21 protein-coding genes and 1 pseudogene are annotated in these 24,077 nt (G+C 62.5%); 7 read left to right on the top strand and 15 right to left on the bottom strand.

The genetic code is table 11. The annotated features are described in order from the left end of the window. Positions 1-11 precede the first annotated feature (11 nt). Both Q0859_RS04985 and Q0859_RS04980 read right to left on the bottom strand, forming a co-directional pair. Entirely contained in the window at positions 12-557 is a 546-nt protein-coding gene (locus tag Q0859_RS04985) for an rRNA large subunit pseudouridine synthase E (protein WP_299148191.1), read from the bottom strand. Beyond that, on the bottom strand, positions 554-3,022 hold the full coding sequence (locus Q0859_RS04980) for a penicillin acylase family protein (RefSeq protein WP_299148189.1): 2,469 nt from the start codon (positions 3,020-3,022) through the stop codon (positions 554-556). The genes Q0859_RS04985 and Q0859_RS04980 overlap by 4 nt, the downstream gene beginning before the upstream one ends. A 93-nt stretch (positions 3,023-3,115) precedes the next feature. Here Q0859_RS04980 and Q0859_RS04975 point away from each other — a divergent pair, with 93 nt between their 5' ends. Beyond that, positions 3,116-4,003, top strand: coding sequence for an NAD(P)-dependent oxidoreductase (locus tag Q0859_RS04975; RefSeq protein ID WP_299148186.1), 888 nt, complete (start codon positions 3,116-3,118; stop codon positions 4,001-4,003). 68 nt (positions 4,004-4,071) lie between these two features. Here Q0859_RS04975 and Q0859_RS04970 read toward each other — a convergent pair whose 3' ends face one another. Further along, positions 4,072-4,638: a YSC84-related protein gene (locus Q0859_RS04970; protein ID WP_299148183.1), complete on the bottom strand. Its 567-nt coding sequence runs from the start codon at positions 4,636-4,638 to the stop codon at positions 4,072-4,074. Between the two features lie 256 nt (positions 4,639-4,894). Continuing rightward, positions 4,895-5,896, bottom strand: coding sequence for a porphobilinogen synthase (hemB, locus tag Q0859_RS04965; RefSeq protein WP_299148181.1), 1,002 nt, complete (start codon positions 5,894-5,896; stop codon positions 4,895-4,897). Between the two features lie 152 nt (positions 5,897-6,048). Between hemB and Q0859_RS04960 the strand changes: the two genes are divergently transcribed. Together Q0859_RS04960 and mfd are read left to right on the top strand one after the other, a co-directional pair. Further along, entirely contained in the window at positions 6,049-6,576 is a 528-nt protein-coding gene (locus Q0859_RS04960; RefSeq protein ID WP_299148179.1) for a component of SufBCD complex, read from the top strand. A gap of 56 nt (positions 6,577-6,632) precedes the next feature. Further along, a complete protein-coding gene (mfd, locus tag Q0859_RS04955; RefSeq protein ID WP_299148177.1) occupies positions 6,633-10,085 on the top strand; it encodes a transcription-repair coupling factor in 3,453 nt (1,150 codons plus the stop codon). Here mfd and Q0859_RS04950 read toward each other — a convergent pair. From Q0859_RS04950 to Q0859_RS04940, 3 genes are all read right to left on the bottom strand, one after another. Continuing rightward, positions 10,082-11,359 carry a multidrug effflux MFS transporter gene (locus Q0859_RS04950; protein ID WP_299148921.1) on the bottom strand — a complete coding sequence of 426 codons (1,278 nt, stop codon included), beginning with the start codon at positions 11,357-11,359 and terminating at the stop codon, positions 10,082-10,084. The two genes, mfd and Q0859_RS04950, sit on opposite strands and share 4 nt — an antisense overlap. A gap of 69 nt (positions 11,360-11,428) precedes the next feature. Next, positions 11,429-12,073, bottom strand: a complete 645-nt coding sequence (locus tag Q0859_RS04945) for a DsbA family oxidoreductase (protein ID WP_299148175.1) — start codon at positions 12,071-12,073, stop codon at positions 11,429-11,431. Between the two features lies 1 nt (position 12,074). Next, on the bottom strand, positions 12,075-13,595 hold the full coding sequence (locus tag Q0859_RS04940; RefSeq protein WP_299148173.1) for a class I adenylate-forming enzyme family protein: 1,521 nt from the start codon (positions 13,593-13,595) through the stop codon (positions 12,075-12,077). Between the two features lie 64 nt (positions 13,596-13,659). Between Q0859_RS04940 and Q0859_RS04935 the strand changes: the two genes are divergently transcribed. Beyond that, complete coding sequence (locus tag Q0859_RS04935) at positions 13,660-14,283, top strand: XRE family transcriptional regulator (protein WP_299148171.1); 624 nt, start codon at positions 13,660-13,662, stop codon at positions 14,281-14,283. Positions 14,284-14,287: 4 nt separating this feature from the next. Here the strand turns inward: Q0859_RS04935 and Q0859_RS04930 are convergent, their stop codons facing one another. From Q0859_RS04930 to Q0859_RS04920, 3 genes are all read right to left on the bottom strand, one after another. Further along, on the bottom strand, positions 14,288-14,419 hold the full coding sequence (locus Q0859_RS04930; protein WP_299148169.1) for a hypothetical protein: 132 nt from the start codon (positions 14,417-14,419) through the stop codon (positions 14,288-14,290). Between the two features lie 180 nt (positions 14,420-14,599). Beyond that, the gene (locus Q0859_RS04925; RefSeq protein ID WP_299148167.1) at positions 14,600-15,277 is read right to left on the bottom strand and encodes an MIP/aquaporin family protein; all 678 of its coding nucleotides are present in this window, start codon (positions 15,275-15,277) and stop codon (positions 14,600-14,602) included. 6 nt (positions 15,278-15,283) lie between these two features. Further along, positions 15,284-16,996, bottom strand: a complete 1,713-nt coding sequence (locus Q0859_RS04920; protein ID WP_299148919.1) for an extracellular solute-binding protein — start codon at positions 16,994-16,996, stop codon at positions 15,284-15,286. Positions 16,997-17,405: 409 nt separating this feature from the next. On the opposite strand from Q0859_RS04920, the pseudogene Q0859_RS04915 reads away from it, so the two are divergent. After that, positions 17,406-17,795, top strand: a pseudogene (locus Q0859_RS04915) (SDR family oxidoreductase). 55 nt (positions 17,796-17,850) lie between these two features. On the opposite strand, the gene Q0859_RS04910 reads toward Q0859_RS04915, so the two are convergent. The 4 genes from Q0859_RS04910 to Q0859_RS04895 form a co-directional block, all read right to left on the bottom strand. After that, a complete protein-coding gene (locus Q0859_RS04910) occupies positions 17,851-18,594 on the bottom strand; it encodes a DUF502 domain-containing protein (RefSeq protein WP_299148165.1) in 744 nt (247 codons plus the stop codon). Between the two features lie 111 nt (positions 18,595-18,705). Then, complete coding sequence (locus Q0859_RS04905) at positions 18,706-19,626, bottom strand: pseudouridine-5'-phosphate glycosidase (protein WP_299148163.1); 921 nt, start codon at positions 19,624-19,626, stop codon at positions 18,706-18,708. Continuing rightward, positions 19,623-20,516: a PfkB family carbohydrate kinase gene (locus tag Q0859_RS04900; RefSeq protein WP_299148160.1), complete on the bottom strand. Its 894-nt coding sequence runs from the start codon at positions 20,514-20,516 to the stop codon at positions 19,623-19,625. The genes Q0859_RS04905 and Q0859_RS04900 overlap by 4 nt, the downstream gene beginning before the upstream one ends. A gap of 52 nt (positions 20,517-20,568) precedes the next feature. After that, positions 20,569-21,390, bottom strand: a complete 822-nt coding sequence (locus Q0859_RS04895) for a DUF4198 domain-containing protein (protein WP_299148158.1) — start codon at positions 21,388-21,390, stop codon at positions 20,569-20,571. Between Q0859_RS04895 and Q0859_RS04890 the strand changes: the two genes are divergently transcribed. Beyond that, positions 21,371-22,561: a HupE/UreJ family protein gene (locus tag Q0859_RS04890; RefSeq protein ID WP_299148156.1), complete on the top strand. Its 1,191-nt coding sequence runs from the start codon at positions 21,371-21,373 to the stop codon at positions 22,559-22,561. The genes Q0859_RS04895 and Q0859_RS04890 overlap by 20 nt on opposite strands. On the opposite strand, the gene Q0859_RS04885 is transcribed toward Q0859_RS04890, so the two are convergent. Then, positions 22,553-23,179 (bottom strand): thiamine phosphate synthase, encoded by a 627-nt coding sequence (locus tag Q0859_RS04885; RefSeq protein ID WP_299148155.1) that lies wholly within the window; start codon positions 23,177-23,179, stop codon positions 22,553-22,555. The genes Q0859_RS04890 and Q0859_RS04885 overlap by 9 nt on opposite strands. Positions 23,180-23,313: 134 nt before the next feature. On the opposite strand from Q0859_RS04885, the gene Q0859_RS04880 reads away from it, so the two are divergent. Beyond that, on the top strand, positions 23,314-24,042 hold the full coding sequence (locus tag Q0859_RS04880; RefSeq protein WP_299148153.1) for an RNA methyltransferase: 729 nt from the start codon (positions 23,314-23,316) through the stop codon (positions 24,040-24,042). The last annotated feature ends 35 nt before the right edge of the window (positions 24,043-24,077 follow it).

Genomic DNA, 24,077 nt, shown 5'->3' with positions numbered 1-24,077 from the left:
AGGATGCGTGGTCAGATCGCCCGCCACTCGCCGGGGGCTAGCCCGTCTACAGACCACTCCCCAATTTGCGCCCGGATCAACCGCAGGGTGGGAAATCCCACATGCGCCGTCATCCGCCGCACCTGCCGGTTGCGCCCCTCGCGCAAGGTCAATGACAGCCAGCTGTCGGGCACCGATTTGCGCACCCTGATTGGCGGGTTGCGCGGCCACAGGTCCGGGGGTGCATCCATGCGGATGGCCGTCGCGGGCTTGGTCGGCCCGTCCTTCAGCGTGACACCCGAGGCCAGCGCCCGCAGCGCATCGTCGTCAGCCTTGCCCTCGACCTGCACCCAATAGGTCTTGGGGGCCTTGAACTTGGGGTGTGCGATCCGGGCCTGCAATGCGCCATCGCTGGTCAGCATCATCAGCCCTTCGCTGTCGCGATCGAGCCGCCCGGCCGGATAGACACCTGGCACGTCAATGAACGCTGACAGGGTGGGGCGAGGCGATCCTTCCGTACCCTTGTCGGTGAATTGCGACAACACTCCAAAGGGCTTGTTGAACAGGATCGTGGTCATTGCAGCGGTTCGAGCCGGGTGATGCCGACCGCCGCTGCCCGTGCCAGCCCTTCATCCAGCGACATCGGGATATATTCGCCCCGCCGCCACAGTTGCGCCAGATCGTCATAGTGGCGCGACAGGAAGTGGCCCGACTGTCCGGTCGAAATCACGAAGACCGAAGAGTTGGGATCGGCAAAATCATAGACGCCGCGATAGCCCGCCCCGTGCACATTCTCAAACGGGTCAGGACCGGTGCCACGGGTCAGCCCGCGTTGCAGGGTATTGTCACCGCCCGAGGTCGATTGGCGGATGTTGACGAAATAGCGCAGGATCGGCACTTCGCCCAAGACCGCATGGTCGTGCGTTGCCTGATGCGCGTCCCCCCATCGCAGGGATTCCAGCTGTGTGCCCCAGTTTTCCGCAATCCAGACCAGCGCATCATCCAGCGACAGGCGCGCCATGTCCGCGCAGGTCTCGACGGGGGCGGATTGGCGCACGTCGCACCACACCGCCGCCCCGTCCACATCGCGAAAGGCACGTTCGATGAACAGCGGCTCCACATGGGTCAGCGCATCGGCCAGCGGCCCCAGATCATCACGCGCCATCCGGTCCTGCAATGCGCGCAACCACGCGGCATAGATCAACGGCTCGGGCCAGTGTTCGTTCATCTCGCCGTTCCATTCGGCCAGCAGGGCCAGTGCACGCTGGCGTTGCCGTTCGGCGGTGCCATCGGGGGCGGCTTCGCCCGTGAACCATAGCTCTGCCCCGATCAGCGGCAACAGCGAGCGCGCGGTGAAGCTGACGGTGTCCAGCTGCGCCTCGATGAAACTGTCGCGGGTGTGCACCTCGCGCGCCTGCATCAGCCGTTTCCAGCGTTGCACCCGCTGCGTGTCCCCCCAGTGAAAGCTCACGTGGTTGGGAAAGGGGCGGTCGACCGTCTTGTTGTTGGTGTTGCCCAGGATCCCGCCAATGGGCGACACAAAGCCGGGATTCGAGGTGTAGGGCATCCGGCCCTGCCAGCGGTTTTCGGGACGCCAGCCAAGGGCGGGCATGCGCCCCTGACTTTGGTGATTGGCATCCCGGCGCGGGATCGCACCGACTGTCTTCATCGCGATGCTGCCCCGATCCACGAGGGTGAGGTTCTGGGCGGGCGCGATATGCGCCTCGGAGGCGGTGATCGCCTCGGCCACGGTCTGGGCCTGCATGATCCCCAAACCGCCGCTGACGGAGGTGTCATTGGGGCTGAGCACCGTCCAGGCGAGTGCTGCCACATGGCCGGGCGGGGTGATGGTGCCAAGGTTGCGGAAACTGCCGGGCAGGACGGGGCCGTTGTCAGACCAACGCAGGGTGAGGGTGATGGGATCGGCCCCCTTGATCTCGATGATCGAGGCGCGGGAGTCGAATGCTTTGAACCCGTCCGGTGTGCGGTATTCTTCGGGGTTGTCGGGGTTCAGCTCTTCGATCATCACGTCTTGGTCATCGACGTAAGCCGTCGTCAGCCCCCACCCAAGGCGATCCGAGCGCCCCGTCAGGATCAGTGGCAGGCCCGGAATGCTGCCCCCGATGACACCGCCTGTGCGCAACTCGAGCCGCGCCAGATACCAGATCGCGGGGGCGGAAAAGCCCAGATGCGGGTCATTGGCCAAAAGCGTGCCGCCTGAGGCCGAGCGTGAGGCGGCGGCGGCCCACGCGTTGGATGCCCCTGCAAAGCCCCGGGTTTTGAAGGGCGACAGCGGATGTGTGGGCGGTTCAGCGGCGGCGGCATGGGACGGCGCGGCACCGGGCACAAGCTGGGCGTATGCGGGCAGGCTTGCGATGCCGGCACCGGGGGTGTCAGGGAGAATGTCGGCAAGGCGGGCATCATCCTCAAGCGCCAGTGAGATACGGGCGCGCAGGACCTCTTCGGTCAGATGGCCCGAAAGTTGCAGCCCCATCAGTTTGGCAATTGCAAGGCTGTCGGCGGGCCGCCACGGGGCAAGGGGGGTGGAAAACAGGAACATCTCGGGGGCACCGCGCCCCAGAGCTTCGGCGTTGATCTGATCGAGACGCGCATTGACTCCGGCGGCATAGGCGGTGAGTGCGGCGGTGGTGGCTGCATCCTGCGCGGCCACCGACTCGACCGACAGGCGGTAAAGATCGAGCCGCCGCACAAAGCTGTCGATGTCGACCGTGGCCGTGCCGAACACTTCGCTGAGGCGACCTTGCGCCGTGCGCCGCAGCATCATCATCTGCCACAGGCGATCCTGCGCGTGCGCGAATCCAAGCCCGTGGAACACATCCGCGTCTGTTTCACCAAAGATGTGGGGCACATTGGCATTGTCACGCACAATCTCGACCGGGGCCGAGATCGCGGGCACCCGCACGGTCGTGTCATAGTTCGGCAATGAGCGTGCGGCGAGGTAATAGACCATGCCCACCCCGATCACACCGAGCACAATCAGTGCCGCCGTGATCCGCACCAGCCATTGAAAAACCACTGCCATATGTTTGCCGCCATGTCCTGTTGCTGCGTTGACCCTTGGGCCGTGACTGTTAGGTAGGCAAGGGCAGAAGCGCAAGCCACGGGCGGCGCAAAATTGGAAAGGATCGGCATGGCGAAACTGGCATTCTTGGGGATGGGCGTGATGGGCGCCCCGATGGCGGGGCATCTGCAAAATGCGGGGCATGACGTCACCGTCTATAACCGCACTGCATCGCGCGCGCAGGATTGGGTCACCACCCATGGAGGGGCCATGGCCAAGACCCCACGCGAGGCGGCGCAGGGTGCAGATTTCGTGATGGCCTGCGTGGGCAATGACGATGATCTGCGCAGTGTGTGTCTGGGCGAAGACGGTGCCTTTGCCGGGATGGGGTCGGGCACTGTGTTTGTTGATCACACCACGGTGTCTGCGGTTGTGACGGCCGAACTATACGGGGCGGCGGATGCCATGCAGATCAGTTTTGTCGACGCCCCGATTTCAGGCGGGCAGGCGGGGGCCGAGAATGGCGCGCTGTCGATCATGTGCGGTGGGGACGCGGGGGCCTATGCGCGCGCCGAGTCGATCATGCAGTCCTATGCCAAGCTGTGCCGCCGGATCGGTGACAGTGGCGCAGGTCAGATCACCAAGATGTGCAATCAGATTGCCATTGCAGGTCTGGTGCAGGGCCTGTCCGAGGCGCTGCATTTTGCCGACAAGGCCGGGCTGGATGGCCGCGCGGTGGTCGAGGTGATCAGCCAAGGCGCGGCGGGGTCGTGGCAGATGAACAATCGCTATGAGACGATGCTGGAGGATCAGTTCGAGCATGGTTTTGCGGTGGACTGGATGCGCAAGGATCTGGGCATCTGCCTTGATACGGCCAATGAGAACGGCGCGAGCCTGCCGGTGACGGCTTTGGTCGACCAGTTCTACAAGGATGTCCAGAAGATGGGTGGCGGACGGTGGGACACCTCCAGCCTGTTCAAACGCCTCAAGGCAGGCGGTTGAGGTCCGGTCGGGGGACGGGACTGTTTTGACCCTGTGTGGTCAAAATGCGCCCGCCCGCCGACCCCTGATCAGGGAATGATGCGCGTGTATTTCGTGCCTTCCAGCGTTGCCCCAAGCCGCAGACCGGCCCGTGCAAACACGGCCGCCAGAACGGGTGAAAGCGCTGTGGTTGTGTCGGCGGCAACCCCGTCGCCTTGATCGGAGACCACATATTCGATGTCCGCCCCTGCGGCCCATCCCGGTGAGCGGCGGAATTTCAGCAATGCGTCTTCGGTCATAAAGAACAGCACATGCGCAAATTGCTGTGCACCGATTTGCAAGCCGCCCGAGCCCTTGACGACCGAGTAGTAGTCGACGGTGATATCATTGATCAAAAGCGCGCCGCGCCCGTAGGCCCCGCCCAGACCCAGGCCCGCTTCGGTCACAAGTGGCATCACGAGGACGCCGCTCGCCTTCTGGGCAAGGTTCCGGGTGTTGGGATAGGTGCGATACATCTCGTCCAGCGTGGCAGAGACGCGCGCGTCAATGGTTGCCCCGCCCCGTCCGCCGATGCCGTTGCCACATGCGGCAAGCACACCTGTGCCCGCCAATGCACCGGCCGAAAATGCGCGCCGCGACAGTGAAGTGTTGGTCATGTTGAACCGCCTGTACTGCTTCGTGTTGCTGCGTGATTTGCCCACGCTTGGCGTAACTATATGCTGGTTTGTAGGGGCTGTCACCATGGGTTGGGCTCTGCGCGGCTTTCTGCCGGGGTTCTTACGCCTCTGGCCCCCGCCAAAGGCACGGATTTTTGATTTAGGGGGCTCTGCCCCGTCCTTGCGGACTCCCCGCGGTATTTTTGGTCAAAAGAAGGGTGAGGTGTCTGTAAGGCGGAGGTGTCCTCCGCCCCGCTCAGCCGTTGTTCAGCAGCCGTGCGGCGGCGGGCGCGAAATAGGTCAGGATACCATCGCAGCCCGCCCGTTTGAACGCCATCAGGCTTTCCATCATCACGTGGTCGTGGTCCACCCATCCGTTACCGCTGGCTGCCTTGATCATCGCGTATTCACCTGACACCTGATAGGCGAAGGTCGGTGCCCCGAATTCCGTTTTGACCCGGCGGCAAATGTCGAGATAGGGCAGGCCGGGTTTGACCATCACCATATCCGCGCCTTCGCTGAGGTCCCGTTCGATCAGCCGCATCGCCTCATCCGAGTTGCCGGGATCCATCTGGTAGGTCTTCTTGTCCCCTGTGAGTGCGCCGGATGCCCCGACCGCGTCCCGGAACGGGCCGTAGAAGGCTGAGGCATATTTGGCCGCATAGCTCAGGATCATCACGTTTTGATGGCCCGCGCCCTCAAGTGCTGTGCGGATTGCTCCGATCCGTCCGTCCATCATGTCGGACGGGCCGATGATGTCGGCCCCGGCTTCGGCCTGGGAGAGCGCCATTTTCACCAGTGCCCCGATCGTGCGGTCATTCACGATTTCGCCGTTTTCGACAAACCCGTCATGGCCGTTGATGTTGTAGGTATCAAGCGCCACGTCTGTCATAATCGCGATCTCGGGCACCGCGTCCTTGATGGCCCGGATCGCCCGGTTGGCGTGGTTGTCCGGATCCCAGGCACCTGCGCAATCCTCGGTGCGTTCTTCCAGCCCTGTATAGGGAAAGATACAGATGGCGGGGATGCCCAGATCGTGGGCTTCGCGTGCGGCCTCGACCACCTTGTCGACAGATCGGCGCATCACGCCGGGCATGGAGGGGATCGGTTCTTCGATCCCGTCGCCGGACCGCACGAAGACGGGCCAGATGAAGTCATCGACCGTCAGGGTATTCTGGCGCACAAGCCCCCGGATCGCGGCACTTTGGCGGGTACGCCGCAGGCGGGTGGCGGGATAGGGGGCGGTTGTGGGGCGCATCGCATCTGTCCAGTTTGAGTGACACCTCATGGGTGCCATGGATTTTTGCGCGCAGCAACCCTTGGCCACGCGGTGCGCGCGCGCTAAGAGAGGCGACAAATACCCAGACGCTGTGTGTCGGCGTGAGAGGGACGGGGGCGACAGGGCAGGCCGTGGACTGGTACGACAACATCTTGGAACTGATCGACATGCGCTCGTTCTCGAACCTGTGGTTCTGGATCGCCCTGGCGGTCGTGTGGTCGACGGCAAGCCATTGGGTCTTGGGCGTGCCCTTCGACATGGTGGCCCGCGCGCGCCGCTATGGGGGCCAATCGGCGGAGGATCTTGAGGACCTTGTGCGCATCAACACCCACCGTCTGCTCTTTATCGGGCAGGTGTCGGGACTTTGGGCTCTGGGCTTCGTGTGTTTCAGCCTGACAGCCCTTGGCTTGCTCGGGTTTGTCTACAAGGTCGAATTTGCCCAAGCCTTGTTCCTGCTCGGTTTTCCGCTGTCCATTGTGGGCGCGCTCAACCTGTCCACCGCCCGGCTGATCCAGGCCGAAGGGGCGCAGGGCGAGGCATTGTGGCGCCGTTTGACCCGCCATCGCACATGGGTGCAGGCCGTGGGCATGATGTCGATTTTCGTCACCGCGCTCTGGGGGATGTTCCAAAACCTGTCCGTTGGCCCCTTCAGCGGTTGACAGCACGGCCCATTGCCCCAATTGAAGCGTCCTGTTTCCCCCGTAGGCGTTAGTCCATGAACCATGTCACCGTATCCGGCGCGCCCGAGGGGTTTGATGCCAGACTGATCCTCGAAGAGGTCGCTGCGCGCGGCCCCGTTGTGCATGTGGCGCGCGACGACAAGCGGCTTGCGGCGATGCGGGCGGCCTTGCGCTTCTTTGCGCCTGACATGCCGGTGCTGGTGTTTCCGGGCTGGGATTGCCTGCCTTACGACCGGGTGTCACCCAATGCCGATATTTCGGCGCAGCGTATGGCAACGCTCGCCGCGCTGGTGCATGGGATGCCAGAACAATTCATCCTTCTCACCACGCTTAATGCCGCGACGCAGCGGGTGCCCGCGCGCGGGCTGTTGGCCGAGGCCACCTTTACCGCAACCGTGGGCAACCGCGTGGATGAGGAGGCCTTGCGTGCGTTTTTAGTGCGTATGGGCTTTGTGCAAAGCCCGACCGTGATGGAGCCGGGGGACTATGCCATTCGCGGCGGCATCATCGACATCTATCCGCCCGGCGATCTGGGGCCTGTGCGCCTTGATCTGTTTGGCGATGTGCTGGACGGCGCACGCCGGTTCGATCCCGCCACGCAGCGCACGACCGAAAAGCTGGACATGATCGAACTGGCCCCGGTATCCGAGGTCATTCTGGACGATGCCGCCATCACCCGCTTTCGCCAGAATTACCGGCTGGAATTCGGGGCTGCGGGCACTGACGATCCGCTTTATGAAGCGGTCAGTGCCGGGCGCAAGGCGCAAGGGGCCGAACATTGGATGGCGTTCTTTCACGACCATCTCGACACGCTGTTTGACTACCTGCCGGGGGCCACGATTTCGCTGGACGAACAGGTGACCCCGTCCCGGCTGGCCCGCTGGGAGAGCATTGAGGATCAGTACGAGACACGGCGCCTGGCGATGGCGAACCGCTCCAAAATGGACTCGGTTTACAAACCTGCGCCGCCCGGTGGGCTTTATCTGGATGACGCAGCCTGGGAGACGGTGATGGCCGAGGCCCGGGTCTTGCAATTCGGCCAGCTTGTGCAAGCGACCGGCCCTGGTGTGACGGATGCAGGCGGGCGGATCGGGCGTAATTTTGCGCCCGAGCGCCAACAAGAAAACATAAGCCTTTTCGGTGCACTGGCATCCCATATTAAAGCGAAACTTCAAGATGGCCCCGTGGTCATTGCCAGCTATTCGGATGGTGCACGCGAGCGTTTGACGGGACTGATCGAAGACGAGGGCGTGGCCGAAGCTGTGCCCATTACCGACGCCACCCGCATCGGCAAACGGGGCCTGCATCTGGCTGTCTGGGCGCTGGAACATGGGTTTGAGGCACCGGGTCTTACCGTTATTTCCGAACAGGATGTGCTGGGCGATCGCTTGATCCGCCGTCCGGGGCGCAAACGGCGGGCTGAGAATTTCCTGACCGAGACACAAAGCCTCACGCCCGGCGATCTGGTGGTGCATGTGGACCACGGGATCGGGCGCTATCAGGGGATGGAGGTGGTGACCGCCGCTGGCGCTGCCCACGAATGTCTGCTGCTGGAATATGCAGAAAGATCAAAGCTGTACCTGCCGGTCGAGAACATCGAACTGCTGTCCAAATACGGGCACGAGGAAGGGTTGCTCGACAAGTTGGGCGGGGGCGCATGGCAGGCCAAGAAGGCGCGCCTGAAAGAGCGTATTCGCGAGATGGCGGATCGACTGATCCGCATCGCAGCTGAGCGCGCCTTGCGCAAAGCGCCTGTGCTGGAGCCGCCACCGGGCATGTGGGATGCGTTTTCGGCCCGCTTTCCCTATCAGGAGACGGATGATCAGTTGGCGGCCATCGGCGCAGTGATCGACGATCTGACCAGCGGCGCGCCGATGGATCGGCTGATTTGCGGCGATGTGGGCTTTGGCAAGACCGAGGTGGCGATGCGCGCCGCCTTCGTTGCGGCCATGTCGGGTGTACAGGTGGCGGTGATTGCGCCCACGACCTTGCTTGCACGGCAACATTACAAAAGCTTTGCCGAACGCTTCCGTGGCTTTCCCATCGAGGTGCGCCAACTCAGCCGCTTTGTCAGTGCCAAGGATGCCAGCGCCACCCGCGAGGCCATGTCGCGCGGTACCGCCGACATCGTGATCGGCACCCACGCGCTGCTGGCAAAGGGTGTGCGGTTTATGAACCTCGGCCTGTTGGTCATTGATGAAGAACAGAAATTTGGGGTGACGCACAAGGAGCGGCTCAAGCAGATGCGCAGCGATGTGCATGTTCTGACCCTGACGGCCACGCCGATCCCGCGCACGCTGCAACTGAGCCTGACGGGCGTGCGTGACCTCAGCATCATCGGCACCCCGCCCGTGGATCGCCTTGCAATCCGCACCTATGTTTCGGAGTTCGACGCGGTGACGATCCGCGAGGCGCTGCTGCGCGAACATTATCGCGGCGGACAGTCCTTTTATGTGGTGCCGCGCGTCAGTGACCTGCCCGAGATCGAGGAGTTTCTGAAAGATCAGCTGCCCGAACTGACCTATGTGGTCGCCCACGGGCAGATGGCGGCGGGCGAGCTCGATGATCGCATGAACGCGTTTTATGATGGCAAATTCGATGTGCTGCTGGCCACGACGATTGTGGAATCCGGCCTCGACATTCCGACCGCCAATACAATGGTTGTGCACCGCGCGGATATGTTTGGGCTTGCACAACTCTATCAGATCCGGGGGCGGGTGGGGCGTTCGAAAACACGCGCCTATGCCTACCTCACCACCAAACCGCGCGCGAAACTTACGGCGACGGCGGAAAAACGGCTGCGCGTGCTTGGCAGCCTCGACACGCTTGGGGCCGGGTTCACGCTGGCCTCGCAGGACCTCGATATTCGCGGGGCCGGGAACCTCTTGGGCGAGGAACAGTCGGGCCAGATGCGCGACGTGGGCTTTGAGCTTTATCAATCCATGCTCGAAGAGGCGATTGCCAAGATCAAGTCGGGTGAGACCGAAGGTATAATGGAGGGTGACGAGCAATGGGCCCCGCAGATCAATCTGGGTGTGCCCGTGCTGATCCCCGAAGCCTATGTGCCCGATCTGGATGTGCGTCTGGGGCTTTATCGGCGCCTGTCGGGTCTTGGCACCAAGGTGGAGTTGGAAGGGTTCGCCGCCGAGTTGATCGACCGCTTTGGCCCGCTGCCAAAGGAGGTGAACACGTTGATGCTGGTCGTGCGCATCAAGGCGATGTGCAAGCGCGCGGGCATCGCCAAGCTGGACGGAGGGCCGAAAGGGGCTACGATCCAGTTCCACAACGACAAGTTCGCCTCGCCCCAGGGTTTGGTCGAATTCATCAATGATCAGCGGGGCTTGGCCAAGGTCAAGGACAACAAGATCGTGGTGCGCCGCGACTGGAAATCGGACGCGGACAAGATCAAGGGCGGGTTCGCCATCGCTCGCGATCTGGCTGAAAAGGTGATCGACGCCAAGAAGAAAAAGAAGAAGGCCAAAGCCTAGGCCATCAGGGCCTTTTCCGCCCGGCGCATGTACTGCATCATCACCGAAGCAAGGATGCAAGCAGTCAGGACGGTCGCCACAAGTGCCATGGGTGTGCCGTCAAAGAGCATGCCAACGGGGGATGCCAGCGCCGCCCCGAGCACGGTCGAGACCGCGCCGATCACGGATGCGGCCATGCCTGCGATATGGCCCATAGGCTCCATCGCGATGGCGTTGAGATTGGCCACCGTAAGCCCACCCTGAAACATCACACCCCATTGCCAGAAGATGTAGAATGCGAACAGGCCCGGCATATCCGCTATCATCCACAGCACGAACACGCCTGAAATCACCACCTGTGCCGCCAGCGCCCATGTCACAAGGCGGCGCATGCCAAAGCGGCCCACAATGGCGGCGTTCAGCAGGCTGGACACGCCCGAGGCCAGGGCTACCGCGCCAAACCACAGCGGGAAACTTTCGGCCCGATCAAACGTCACCTCAAAGATGGGCTGCACCATGGTCAGGATCGAAAACAGGATCATCAGCATCAGTGTTTGCACGAAAATCGACAGCCGCACGGTCGGATGCGCAAACATCTGACGCACCGCATCCACCATCAGGGGCAAGCGCATGGGGCGGCGGTTTTCGGGGGGCAATGTCTCGGACATGCGGGTGCCGAACCAGACCAGAATGATCAGCGCAAACAGCACAAAGGACGGAAAAATGGCACGCCATCCAAAGGCTCCGGCGATCCACGATCCGACCAGGGGCGCGGCGGCGGGCACCAGCAAAAACACCATCATCGTCAGGGACAGAATGCTCGCCATGCCTCGCCCGCTGTAAAGGTCGCGGATGATGGCCGCCGACACGACGCGCGGACCCGCGGCCCCAAGCCCTTGCAGGACGCGGGCCGCCAACATCAGCTCAAGCGTGGGCGCAATCCACGCCAGCACCGCCCCAAGCGCATAGATCGCAAGCCCGATATAGACCACCGGCTTGCGCCCGATCGCATCCGAAATCGGCCCCGTGATGAACGTCCCGAGCCCCATGCCCACCAGAAACATCGTCATAATAAGCGCGGCCTGTTCGACCCCACCCGGCGCGATATCCGCCGCAATCGCTGGCAGTGCCGTCAGCATCGCGTCGATGGAGAACGCAATTGTCGCAAACATCATTGCCATCAGCGCAATGAATTCCGGCTTGCTAACCCTTTGGCCGGGGGGGGTGTTCATGGCGAATGACATCCTCGATGCAAGAAAGCGGCGACGCGCGTTGGCGTCACATTGGGTCTCTATACACCGGTTGGCAACGATCAGAGGTTGAAATTTGCCTGATTGGTCAAATTTTAGGCGCTTTACGTGAGGTCAGTCGGCGGTTTCTCGCAAATCAGCGATCACCTTGGCCCAAAGTTCGGGGGGCTGTGCGCCGGGAACCGCGTGTTTGCCACCCACGATGAAGGTCGGCACCGAATTCACACCCATCTGCCGGCTATGGGCGTCGCGGGCAGCGATATCGGCCCGGTCCGCGTCCGAGCCGAGCAATCTGGACACAACGGCCGCGTCCATTTCGATGCTATCCGCGATATCGGCCAGCACTTCGTGATCCCCGATGTCGCGGGTATCGACGAAATATGCCTTGAACAGGGCCGAGACGGCAGCGGTCTGTTTGCCCTCGATCCCGGCCCAGTGGATCAGGCGGTGGGCATTAAGCGTGTTGGGCGTGCGCTTCATCCCTTCAAAGTCGATCTTGAGCCCTGCCTTTTCAGCATGTTCGACAACGGGTGCATAGGCACGCACCGCACCTTCCTTGCCGCCGAACTTGCCCTCAAGATAGGCACGCCGGTCCATGCCTTCTGCCGCCATATCGGGGTTCAGCTGGAATGGATGCCATTCGATCACGAAAGGGTGGTCGGGATGGGCGGCCAAGGCCCGGTCCAGATGCGCCTTGCCGATATAGCACCATGGGCAGATTGGGTCGGACATGATGTCGAGTTTGATGGAATCAGCCATATCAGGTTGCTTTCGTTGGAGGCCAGAACAGGTGCAGGCGACGGCGCAGCAATTTGCCATTGGCCCCTGTGGGCAGGGATTGCAGATGAACATAGGCGCGCGGGTGTTTGTAGGGCGCCAGCTTGGCTTGCACATAAGCGCGCAGGTCCGCTTCGTCCAGTGGGTGAGGGCCGGTATAGAAGGCGGCGATGATGCGGGTGCCGGGTTTCACCTCGACCTGGGTGACGCCAACTGCCCCAAGCCCGGGCGCGCCGGCCAGTGCGGCCTCGACCTCAAGCGGGGACACCCGGTAGCCCCCCGCGTTCATCAGATCGTCGTTGCGCCCCAGATAGGTGATCTGCCCCTCGCGGTCCATTTCGCCGATATCGCCGGTCAGAAACCAGTCACCCTGAAACTTGGCTGCTGTCTCATCCGGCTGGCCCACATAACCCAGCATCAGCCCCGGATCAGAGCGGTGTATGGCGATCACGCCGGGCATGTCGCGCGGCACTGGGCCTGCGTCATCCACGATGGCCACGCGCCGCCCCGGCTGCGGCCGCCCCAGGGTCTCGGGCGTGCCAGGATGGGTGGGCGAGGCCGAGACGAAGGTCGAACATTCCGACATCCCATAGGCCTCAAAGAGCGGTGTGCCTGTCGCCTCTGCCCATGCGGTGTGGGTCGTGGGCGGCAGCTTTTCCCCCGCGCTCAGCCCGTGGCGCAGCGCGGGCATGAGGGGCAGGGTGCTGCGTGCCAGCATCTGACGGTAGACGCCGGGGGCGGCGGCAAAGATCGTGGCGCGGTGTCGGGCCAGCAAGCCGCCGAGCATTTCGGGTGTCGTGTCGGGGCCGGGGATCAGTGCTGTTGCCCCCACAGACCACGGATCCATCAGTCCGGTCCCAAGCGTGTAGGTCCAGTTGAAGGCACCTGCATGCATCATCACGTCCGATTGGGTCAGCCCATACCACCCCTCGTGCATCATTCGGCGCGCCCAGATGGCCCGGTGCGCATGGCCCACAGCGCGCGAGGTGCCCGAGGTGCCGGAGGTGTAAATCACATAGCCAAGCCGATCCGGGTCGCCCATATGCCACGCGGCGGGCGGATGGTGACGCATGGCGCGCAGGCTGGCCAAGCCGATTTCGGGTGGGCCGGGGGCCGAGGCCACATGCGGGTCGCGCAGCACCACGCGCGGGTTCATATCCGCGATGATCGTGGCGACCTCGGGCGATGTCAGGGTGGCGGATGTCGGGATCGGCACCAGCCCGACCGCCAGCGCGCTGAGATACGCGACGGGAAAGTCGACCGTATTGCCAAGGCGCATCAGGACCTTGTCACCCGGAGCGAAACCAGCCCTCTGAAACCCGGCCCCCGTGCCAAGCACAGCCGCTTTCAGCGCCCCATATGTCAGCGACTGCACCTCCTCGGGCAGCAGCACCGCCACCGCCACCTTATCGGCCAGTGCATCCGCGTGGGTCAGCACATGCGCGGCCATGTTGAACGGGTCGGGGCAGGGGGCCGCAGGGCCCGTGTCGTAAAGGCTGCTCATTCCATAGGGCTAGTGCGCGGGGGCGGACGTTGCAAGCCTGCGGGCGGCGTCCTATAGAGTTGGTATGCAAGGAAAAGACCCCAAATCCCTGATCCAGATCGCCCGCGCCACGGGCCATGAGGACGTGGCCGAACCACTTGATCTGGGCGCACGGGTGCGCGAATTGCGCAAGGCCCGTGACTGGACACTGGAACAGGCGGCGGGGCAGGCGGGACTTGCCCGCTCGACCCTGTCTAAGATCGAGAACGGGCAGATGTCGCCGACCTATGAGGCGTTGAAAAAGCTGGCTGTGGGGCTTGAGATTTCGGTGCCCCAACTCTTTACGCCGCCCGAGAGCGGGCAGATCAACGGGCGCATGGCGGTGACCAAGTCGGGCGAAGGCAACGCACAGGCCACCGTGACTTATGAACATGAGCTGCTGGCCGAAACGCTCACCAAAAAGCAGATGTTACCCTATCGCGCTCGTGTGCGCGCACGGTCGATGGACGAATTTGATGGCTGGGTCCGCCATGACGGCGAAGAGTTTCTATACGTTCTCACGGGGGTCGTGCGCCTGTTCACCGAGTTCTACGAACCCGTGGAAATGCGGCGCGGCGACAGTGCCTATTATGACGCGACCATGGGGCACAATGTGGTCTCGACCAGTGATGAGGACGCGCTGATCCTGTGGGTCACGTCGCTGGCATAACCGTTCAGGTGGTTCGCAGGGCGGCCACCCGATCAAGGTAGGCATCAAACGCGCGTTGCGTGTCTTTCAGCGCCACGTCATGCGTGGCGGCCTGATAGCTTTCGAACCGATCCTGATCGGCTTTGAGAAACGGCATCGCGTTTAGCTCAAGATGTGGAAATTCGGTGCAAAGCGCGCGGTCACCTGCCGCCCAATCGCGGGTCAGGTCACTTCAGGTCATTGTCGTCCCCCGCCAGATCCTTGGTCCGGCCCATGGCAAGGCGCGTGTTGGGCTGCACGGTTCCGGATATGCAGCAACCTCAGGTTTGGACGAACACTACGTCGAATTCCGGTCGGGTCCACCTTTGCCACCAAGGAGTTTGCCCAATGTCAGATGTGCAATGCCCACAGCCACAAATTGAAATGCAATGAACCCAAAGACATGGCCCGGGTAAATGCCTGCGAACGTGTCGGAAAGACTGCGCGCGATGGTCACTGCGGGATTGGCAAAACTGGTGGAGGACGTGAACCAGTATGCGCCCGTGATGTAGAGTGCGACAAGGGTGGGCACCGCGTCGGGGCGTGATCTGAGCCCGCCAAAGATCACGAACAGAAGCCCCCATGTCGCCACCACCTCCGACCACCACTGCGCGGGGCCGGTGCGGTGCAGCGTTTCGGAGGTTTGCAGGATCGGCAGGTCGAACATCGCATGGGTGGCCCAGACCCCGAGGATGCCCCCGATAACCTGCACCGCCGCATATAACAGCGCAGGCCGCATCGTGATCTCACCCCTGAGCCAGAAGGCCAGCGTCACGGCCGGGTTGAAATGCGCCCCCGAAATCGGGCCCAGCACAGTGATTATGACATAAAGCACGCAGCCCGTCGCAATCGCGTTGGCGAGCAGCGCAAGGCCCATGTTTCCACCCGCCAATGCCGCGCCCATGATACCCGAGCCGACCACGCCGACCAGCAGCAAGGCGGTACCGACCGCCTCGGCCCACAGCTTGTGGATCATGGTCGCTTACTCTTGATACCACCAGAATTGCGGCATCCAGTCCGGCCCGTCGCCATAGATGGGCAGAACGTCAGGATGCTTCATTTCCGTGATATGCGCGATGCGGCCCGTGGTGAATTGCCAGAAGGGCACCACATAGCGCCCCGCCGTCAGCAACCGATCCAGTGCGCGCGTGGCGGCGATCGACTCTTCGCGGCTGGTTGCGGCCAGCATCGTCTCGATCATCGCATCAATGGCCTGGTCCTTCGCCCCCATCAGGTTGGGCGTGCCCTCCTGATCGGCAGCATCCGATCCCCAATAGAAGAATTGCTCGTTGCCGGGGCTGAGCGACATCGCACGGCGATGATAGGTCATGTCAAAATCAAAGGCGGCGGTGCGCGCGGTAAATTGCGCCCCGTCCACCAGATCGGTGTCCACGGTGATCCCCATCTGGGTAAGGGCCTGCGTGTAAAGGTCTGCAATGGCACGATCTTCGGTGCGTTGCTGATCAAGAAGAATGGTGAAGGTCAGCGGGTTGCCGTCCGCATCGGCCAGCTTGCCGTTCTGGGTGGTCCATCCGGCCTCTTCCATCAGCGCCAGAGCGCGGCGCAGACCCGCGCGGTTGCGCAATGTGCCGTCGCTTTCGGGCAGGGCGTAGCCCTCCATCACGCCCGGCAACAGGTTGCCATTGAAAGGGGCAAGCAATTCGGCGACGCGGCCCTTGGCGGGGCCGGGGTCCATCGCGAGCGATGAGTTCGAGAAATAGGAGGTGATACGCGGCTGCGCGCCCCCCGTCAGCGTGTCGTTGATGTATTCAAAGTTGAAGGCGGTGATCAGCGCCTCGCGCACACGCCAGTCGTCAAAGGGCGCGCGGCGGGTGTTCATCACAAAGCCGGTGATGCCCGAGGGTTTCTGGTGCGCGATCTCGGTTTTGACCACCTGCCCGGACTGGGCGCGGGGAAAGTTGTATTGGCTGGCCCATGTTTCGGCGTTGAATTCGCGGATGGCCGACACGTCACCGGCCTTGAACGCCTCGAACACCACATCACCGTCCCCATAAAAGTCGATGGTGATTTCGTCGAAATTGAAGGTGCCGCGCATGAAATTGATGTTGGCCCCCCAATAGTCGGGGTTGCGGGTCAGAGTGACGCTGCGCGCCGCCTCGAAATCGCTGACCACATAGGCACCCGACCCGATGGGGATGTCATTGATCGTGGCGGCGGCGAAATCCTTGCCCTCCCACTGCGCCTTTTGCAGGATCGGGCGCATGCCCGCCAGCAGGGCCAGTTCGCGGTTGTCGGTATTGAAGATGAACTTCACCTTACGCTCGCCGGTTTGTTCAAGGCTTTCGATCTGCCCCCACAGGCTGCGATAGCGACCATGGCCTTGCGTCCCGAGCGTCTCGTAGGACCAGATCACATCCTCGACGGTGACCGGACTGCCATCCGAGAATCTGGCCTCGGGGCGGAGCGTAAACTCGACCCAACTGCGGGCCTCGTCCGTCTCAATCGATTCGGCCAGCAGGCCATAAAGCGCGAACGGCTCGCCCCGGTTCCGGCCCATCAGGCTTTCATGCGTTAAGAAACGCAACTGCCACGGCACGTTGCCCTTCTGGATGTAGGGATTGAGCGAATCAAAGCTGCCGGTGTTGGCAAGCGTGATCGACCCGCCCTTGGGGGCATCGCGATTCGCATGGGGAAGAGATACAAAATCCGGTGGTAGCAGCGGCGCGCCATACATAGCTATGCCATGGCTTGGCTCTGCTAGTATGTGTCCGGGGGTGGCAATCAGCCCGGCCAGAATCGCGCTCCGAGTGTATTTCTTGACCCGCTCAAAGTGGAAAAAATCCAGTGCCATTTCGTCAACAATCCCTGTCTGCCCTTGTTTTGTTAACAATAGCGATGCGCGGACCTTTACGCATTATCAAACTTTTAGCTTGGACTCTTTGCGCGGCTTTGCGTATAACAAGGGCACTGCTCGATAGGTTTCTTGCCTGTATGAAACCTGCCTCAATAACTTAACGCCAGCTTCGTGCTGGCGTTTTTTTTGGCCTCATGGCAACGCAGATCGCCCCGCCATTCCGCTCACGCCCTGCCCATTACATGCTGCGCCCAACAGCAGCAAAAGGGGGCGCGCCAGGGCCTTTGAGATTTCACTCAGCGGTAAGACGGCTGTCATCACAGGTTCCAATTCGGGCATCGATCTTGGCATGGCGCGGGAATTGGCGCGGTCGGGTGCGGATGTGGTGCTGACCAAGACCACAGCACTTGAAACAGCCAAAGAGCCGATCACCGCCAACGCGCTCTGTCCGGGCTATGTGCTGACGCCCATCGTTGAAAAGCAGATCCCCGATACGATGCGCGAATATGACATGAGCCGCGAGGACGTAACCCAGAACGTCATGCTGAACGCCAACCCTCCAAGGAATTCGCGACAACTGGGCAAATGGGTGGAACGGTCGTTTTTCTGTGCTCACGCGCGGCGGATCAGATCACGGGAAAAAATGATCAGTGTCGATGGGAGGTGGACAGCGCTTTAGGCGTAGGCCCATCTCTTCTCAGGTGCAAAAACCGTCGGCAGCACCCGCACCAAGGTCACTGGGGCGGCGTCGTTGGATCCTTGCCATTGGGGTAAACCAGCCCTGCCGAAATCACCAGTTTCGCCGCGTCCTCCACGCTCATATCCAGCTCGATCACGTCTTCGGCGGGAAAAAACAGCAAAAAGCCGGAGGTCGGGTTGGGCGTTGTGGGCACAAAGATGCTCAGCAAATTTCCACTGCTGCCTGCGCGCGCGCTCACTTCACCCTTGGCGGTGGTCGAGACAAAGCCGATGGCCCAGATCCCCTGCCGCGGATATTCGATCAGGCACGCCTTTTCGAAAGATCGTTCGGATTGGGCGAACACCGTCTCTGAAATCTGCTTGATCCCGGAATAGATGGAGCGGACGACGGGCGTGCGTTCCACCAGACTTTCGGCATAGCGGATGAGTGAGCGGCCAATATAACCCTTGGCGATCCACCCGATAAAGATCGTGAACGTCAGAAAGACGATCACACCCACACCGCGCACATTGACGTGAATCCAGTCGGGGTTCTCGATGCGCACGCCGTTGACCTCGACAAAGCGCGGATTGCCCAGCCAATAGTTCACAAGGGCGTCGGGCTGCCATACACCGGGCACCAGCGGCCAGACAAAGCCGTCAATCCAGCCAATCACCGTCCAGATCAGCCAGATGGTCAGCCCCACGGGCGCGATGACCACCAACCCGGTCAGGAAAGACGCGCGCAGCCGCGAAAACAGGCTGGGACGGCGTGGTTCTGGGTCAAAGGGGGTGTTCATACAGATTCCGCGTTAAACTCTGGGGGATAGGTAGGCCAACGGGCAAGCCTCTACAATGGCTTGTGATGGGGGCTTGCGATGGGGGCTTGCGATGGGGACTGCGCATGGAAGTCAGGTGCGCGGACCCTGATGGCTCAAATGCGTCGCGATTTCGGCGGCCAGCCGGGCGTTGTTGCGCACCAGCGCGATGTTGGCCGTAAGCGAGGTGCCCTCGGTCAGCTCGAAGATGCGTTGTAGCAGGTAGGGGGTGACGCCCTTGCCGGTGATCCCGTGGGTCTGGGCATCCATGGTGGCGGTTGCAATGATAGGGGCAAGCACATCGCGCGCGATTTCTGCCTCGACCGGAATGGGGTTGGCCACAAGCTGACCCCCCGGAATGCCAAGGGCGGCGCGCTGCACATGGGCGGCCGCAATGCTGGCAGGATCATCCATGCGCAGCGGGGCCTTGATCCCGGCACTGCGCGACCAGAAGGCGGGCATGTGGTCCTGACCATAGGCAATGACCGGCACCCCTTGGGTTTCCAGCACCTCAAGCGTTTTGGGGATGTCGAGGATTGCCTTGGCCCCCGCAGCCACCACCGTCACCGGTGTCTGGGCCAGTTCCATCAGGTCGGCAGAAATGTCAAACGACCCCTCGGCCCCTTTGTGCACGCCGCCAATGCCACCTGTGGCAAAGACTTTGATACCCGCCAGATGTGCGGTGATCATGGTCGCGGCCACCGTCGTGGCCCCCGTGCCACCGCTTGCCATGCAGGCAGCCATGTCCGCCCGGCTGAGCTTGGCGACATTGCGCGCTTTGGCCAGCGCCTCAAGCTGGTCATCGGTCAGCCCCACATGCAGCGTGCCTTTGATCACGGCCATCGTGGCAGGCTCTGCACCCGCAGCCCGGATATCTGCTTCGACCTGGCGTGCGACCTCAAGGTTTTGCGGATAGGGCATCCCATGGGTGATGATCGTGCTTTCGAGGGCCACGACAGGGGTACCGGCCTCAAGGGCCGCGGCAACAGAGGGGGAGGGGGTAAACAGGCTCATCCGGGGGTCTTTCCTGAAACATAGATTGCAGCGGCGGTCAGGGCGTCGGACAGGGCCGTTTCGCGGTCTGCCCCGCGCCCTTCAGCGGCGATATGGGCCGCCATGAATGTGTCACCCGCGCCCGTGACGCGCGTGACCAGCACCTGTGGCGGGGTCTGGGTGATCAGCCCGTCCTTGGTCCCCTCGGCGGCCATATCGCCCCCATCGGTGACCAGAACCCGGGCCGCACCGCGCTCGATCAACCCATGGGCGGCGTCCGGCGCGCTGTCAAAACTGCGCTGGCACAGCAATCCGGCCTCTTCGAGGTTCACATAGAGCGTCCCGCGGCTTTCGTTCAGAAACGGGGCGAGCCGCTCGGCCTTGCCGGGCGAGGCGGGGGCGACGCGCAAATCGGCCTGTGCCAGCACCGGGCTGGTTGCAATCTCGCGCAGCAACTCAAGGGTGAGGTTGCCGTCGAGTGCGGCGAGGCCGCGATAAGGGGCGTCCGTGGTTGCCAACGTGCCATCGACAAGCGGGCGCAGGATCTTGGCCCCCGCGTTTTCCAGCGAATGCGCATCTGCAATGGCGGCGATCAGCCCGTTGGCCCCTTCGACGGCCATGTAACGATCCGTCGGCAGGTCTTCGGAGCGGTAGACGGTGTCGGTGATCAGACCGCGCGCCGCACAGGCGGCGATCAGTTCGTCCCCTTCTGCGTCGCGCCCGATGGCGCTCAGCAGCGCGGGGGTGAGCCCAAAGCGCGCCAGCGTCATCGCGATGTTCATCGCAACCCCGCCGGGTAGGCGTGTGATGTGCCCCGGCACGTCCGAGCCTTGCCGCATCGCCCGCGAGGATCGCCCGATCACGTCCCACAGGACCGATCCGATACACAAAATGTCAGGTCTGGTGTTCATGGGCTTGTTGTGACCGGGCACGGCCCAAGGTGCAAGGCTTAGGGTCAAGACGTTAGGGGGCCGGAACCCCAAAGGTGAGCGCGGCCCAGAACGTGTCCCACACCGCATCCCCGCTGTCAGAGATCGGTTCGATCACAACCGTATCGAACAGATAGTCATATCCGGGAGTGACGGGGATGCGCGCGATGCCGGCCTCGTCCGTGCGGTGCAGCGTGATGGCAACCGTCTCATCAGGCGCGCGGGCAAACACCTCGACCTGTGCGTCAGCGCGCGGATCGCCCTGATAGAGAACCTGCACCTGCATGGTGCCGTCAAAGTCGTCCGCATAGGGGTTGGTGATCGCGACGAATTCGGTCTTGAGGCCAAGTGCGCGGTCCGCGCCAAGCGCCTCGCCAACACCGATCAGGGCTTTGGCGTGGCGGGTGTAACGTTCCTTGAATGGCGGCTCGGGAAAGCCGTTATCGGCATGGCGTACCTTGATGTTTGTGAAATCCTTGTGATCGGCGAATTTCTGGAATTTGGCCCATTCCATGTAGGTGACAAAGGACGGGGTTGTTTCATGCACCACCACCGCCAGCCCATCGGGCGGGGCAGGTGCATTCAGCGCGGGGCGGTCGCCCAGTCGTCCTTCAACGGGGCGGGCCGTGTCGCCCACCACCACATCAAAGCGGGTGAAGTTGTCCGGGAAGTAGGACAGGGACGTGCCCACAAATTCCTGTCCGTTATTCAGATCTGCCACAATTTCACCCCCCGAGGGGATTTGATATGCCTGCGCTTCAATCCAGAACTCATGAGCGGTTGCAACACTTGCGCAAATCACGCACCACAGCGTCAGGACAAAACGGGACAGGGTCATGGAAAACACCTCTTTCATTCAATTCCACAAGCTGCGGCTTTGGGCGGCGATGTCAAGCATCTGGCTCATGCTTTGGGCGGGGGCGGGGCTGGCACACGAAGTTGTGCCCGCGATTGCGGATATCACGGTGGCGGATGGTGCGGTCAGCATCGAGATGCAAGTCAACATCGAGGCCCAACTGTCGGGCATTGATCTGGATGTGATCGAGGATACAGACAATGCCGACAATGCGGCGGCCTATGACGACCTGCGGGCGCTGAGCACGGAAGAGGTCGCCGCACGTCTGGACGATCTGGTGGCCACATGGAATGCGCTGCCTTTGGTCAGCGTCGATGGCGCGCCCGTGCCGCTCACTTTGCAGGCGGCTGCGGTGCCTGTGGTGCCCGACCTTGAATTGCCCCGCATTTCGACGGTGACCCTGTCAGCTGCGGCGGCAAGCGCGAACACAGTGCAAGTGGCCTGGCCAGAGGGTGCGGGTGCTTTGGTGCTGCGCCAGCAGGGGGTGACCGACCCCTTCACCGGGCTGATCTCGGGCGGTGACGCCAGTGGACCGATTGCGGTTGCAGGTGGGGGCGAGGCCGGTGGATGGGCCACGTTCGCAGGTTACATCCCTGTCGGTTTTGACCACATCCTGCCCAAGGGCCTTGACCACATCCTGTTTGTCTTGGGGCTGTTCTTTCTGTCCACGCAGTTGGGGCCGCTCTTGTGGCAGGTCAGTGCCTTCACCCTGGCGCACACCGTGACGCTCGCCCTTGGGGCTTTGGGTCTGGTCAACGTGCCCGGCAGCATCGTCGAGCCGCTGATTGCGGCCTCGATTGTCTATGTCGCCATCGAGAATATCTTTGCCCGCGGGTTGAACAAGGGGCGCACGTTGATCGTGTTCGGCTTTGGGCTGCTGCACGGATTGGGTTTTGCATCGGTGTTGGGCGAGTTCGGTCTGCCCGAGGCGCAGTTCATTCCCGCCCTGATCGGGTTCAACGTCGGCGTTGAACTGGGGCAGTTGACGGTCATCGCGATGGCCGCGATTGCCCTGTGGCTGGGTTGTCAGGCGGCCGCGCGCGCCAAGTTCGAGGGCGTGCAGGAATTGGTGGCCGAATACCCCGTCATGTTCCGCGCATGGTCGGTCACGGGGTCGCTGATCATTGCGGTTATTGCGATGTACTGGGTGATCGAGCGGACGCTACTTTAGCGCCACTGTCAGGGTGGTCAGGGCCGCGGCGGGATCGTCTGCGGTCCAGATTTCCTCTCCGATCCCGAAAAAGTCGGTCATGGGGGCAAGACGGGCGATGCTTTCCGCCGTCAGCCCCCCTTCGGCCACACAAGGCACTTCGATCATCTCGGACCACCATTGGAGCAGATCGTCACTGGCTGTGGCCTCATCCGCGATGCCGCTTATGGGGCCGAACGAGATATAGTCGGCACCCGCTTCGCCCGCCGACATGCCCGCATGGCGGGAGATGCCGCAATTGCTGCCCACGATGGCATCCGGCCCCAGCAGTTTACGCGCGTCGCGCACCGATTTGGCCGCGTCCATCAGGTGCACGCCATCAAGGCCAAGCCGTTCGGCAAGGCTGACGTGATCGGTCACCACGATCGCCACGTCGCGCGCATGGGCGACTTCGCGGCAGGCATCAGCAGCGCGCGCGATGGTGTCTTCATCCCGGCTTGCAAGGGTCAGCCGGATGCAGGCGATGGCGTGGGCGTCCAGCACCCGCGCCAACTGATCGGGAAAGCGCGACAGCTCGATCATTGGCGGGCTCAGCAGATAGAGTTGGGGTTGTTCGGGGGGCTGCTCGGTCTCGGTCATGGCGCATCCTTTGTGTTGGTCGTGGCTCTAGCGGATGTTGGGAGAGAAAGACAACTTTTATGCCTCCGGCGGGCATATTTTTCAGAACAATGAAGGGATTGGCGTTTGTGGATTGGATGGGGTAGACGCCGCCCATGACACCGACATTTGTTCTGACACGGCCCCAGATGGGTGAGAATATCGGCATGGCCGCGCGCGCGATGCTGAACTTTGGCGTGGACCGGATGCGTATCGTGGACCCGCGCGATGGCTGGCCCAATCAGGCCGCTGTGGCATTGGCCAGCGGCGCAGGCCGCGTGCTGGACGGGGCAACAGTGCATGATGATCTGGCCGGGGCGCTGGCTGATTGCACTTATGTTTATGCCACCACGGCCCGTCAGCGTGATTTGACCAAGGATGTGTTCAGTCCCGAGGCCGCCATGCGCGACGCCGCGGCGCGGATCGCGGCGGGGGGTCATGTGGCGGTGATGTTCGGCCCCGAACGCGCAGGGCTCGAAAACGAGGACATCGCGCAGGCCAATGCGCTGATTTCGGTGCCTGTGAACCCGGAGTTTCCATCGCTCAACCTTGCGCAATGCGTGCTGCTGGTGGGCTATGAGTGGATGCGGGTGTCGGGCGAGGTCACCGCGCAGACGACGGAACTGGCGGGTGGGCAGTGGGCCACGCAGGATGAAATCCACCATCTGTCGCGCCATTTCGAGGATCGGCTGGAGGCGGCGGGTTTCTTCTTTCCCGAGCATAAGTCGGAGTCCATGCGCCTGAACCTGCGCAACATGTGGAGCCGGATGCCGCTGACCCGCGCCGATGTGCAGACCCTGCACGGTATGCTGCGTCAGATGGTCCGTTGGGCAACACGCCGCTGATGCTGGACCTATGTGATGCGCGGGCCTAGGTTGCC

Origin of the sequence: uncultured Tateyamaria sp., assembly GCF_947497045.1 — a bacterium.
Classification (GTDB): Bacteria; Pseudomonadota; Alphaproteobacteria; order Rhodobacterales; family Rhodobacteraceae; genus Tateyamaria.
This window is presented reverse-complemented; position numbering and strand designations above follow the sequence as displayed.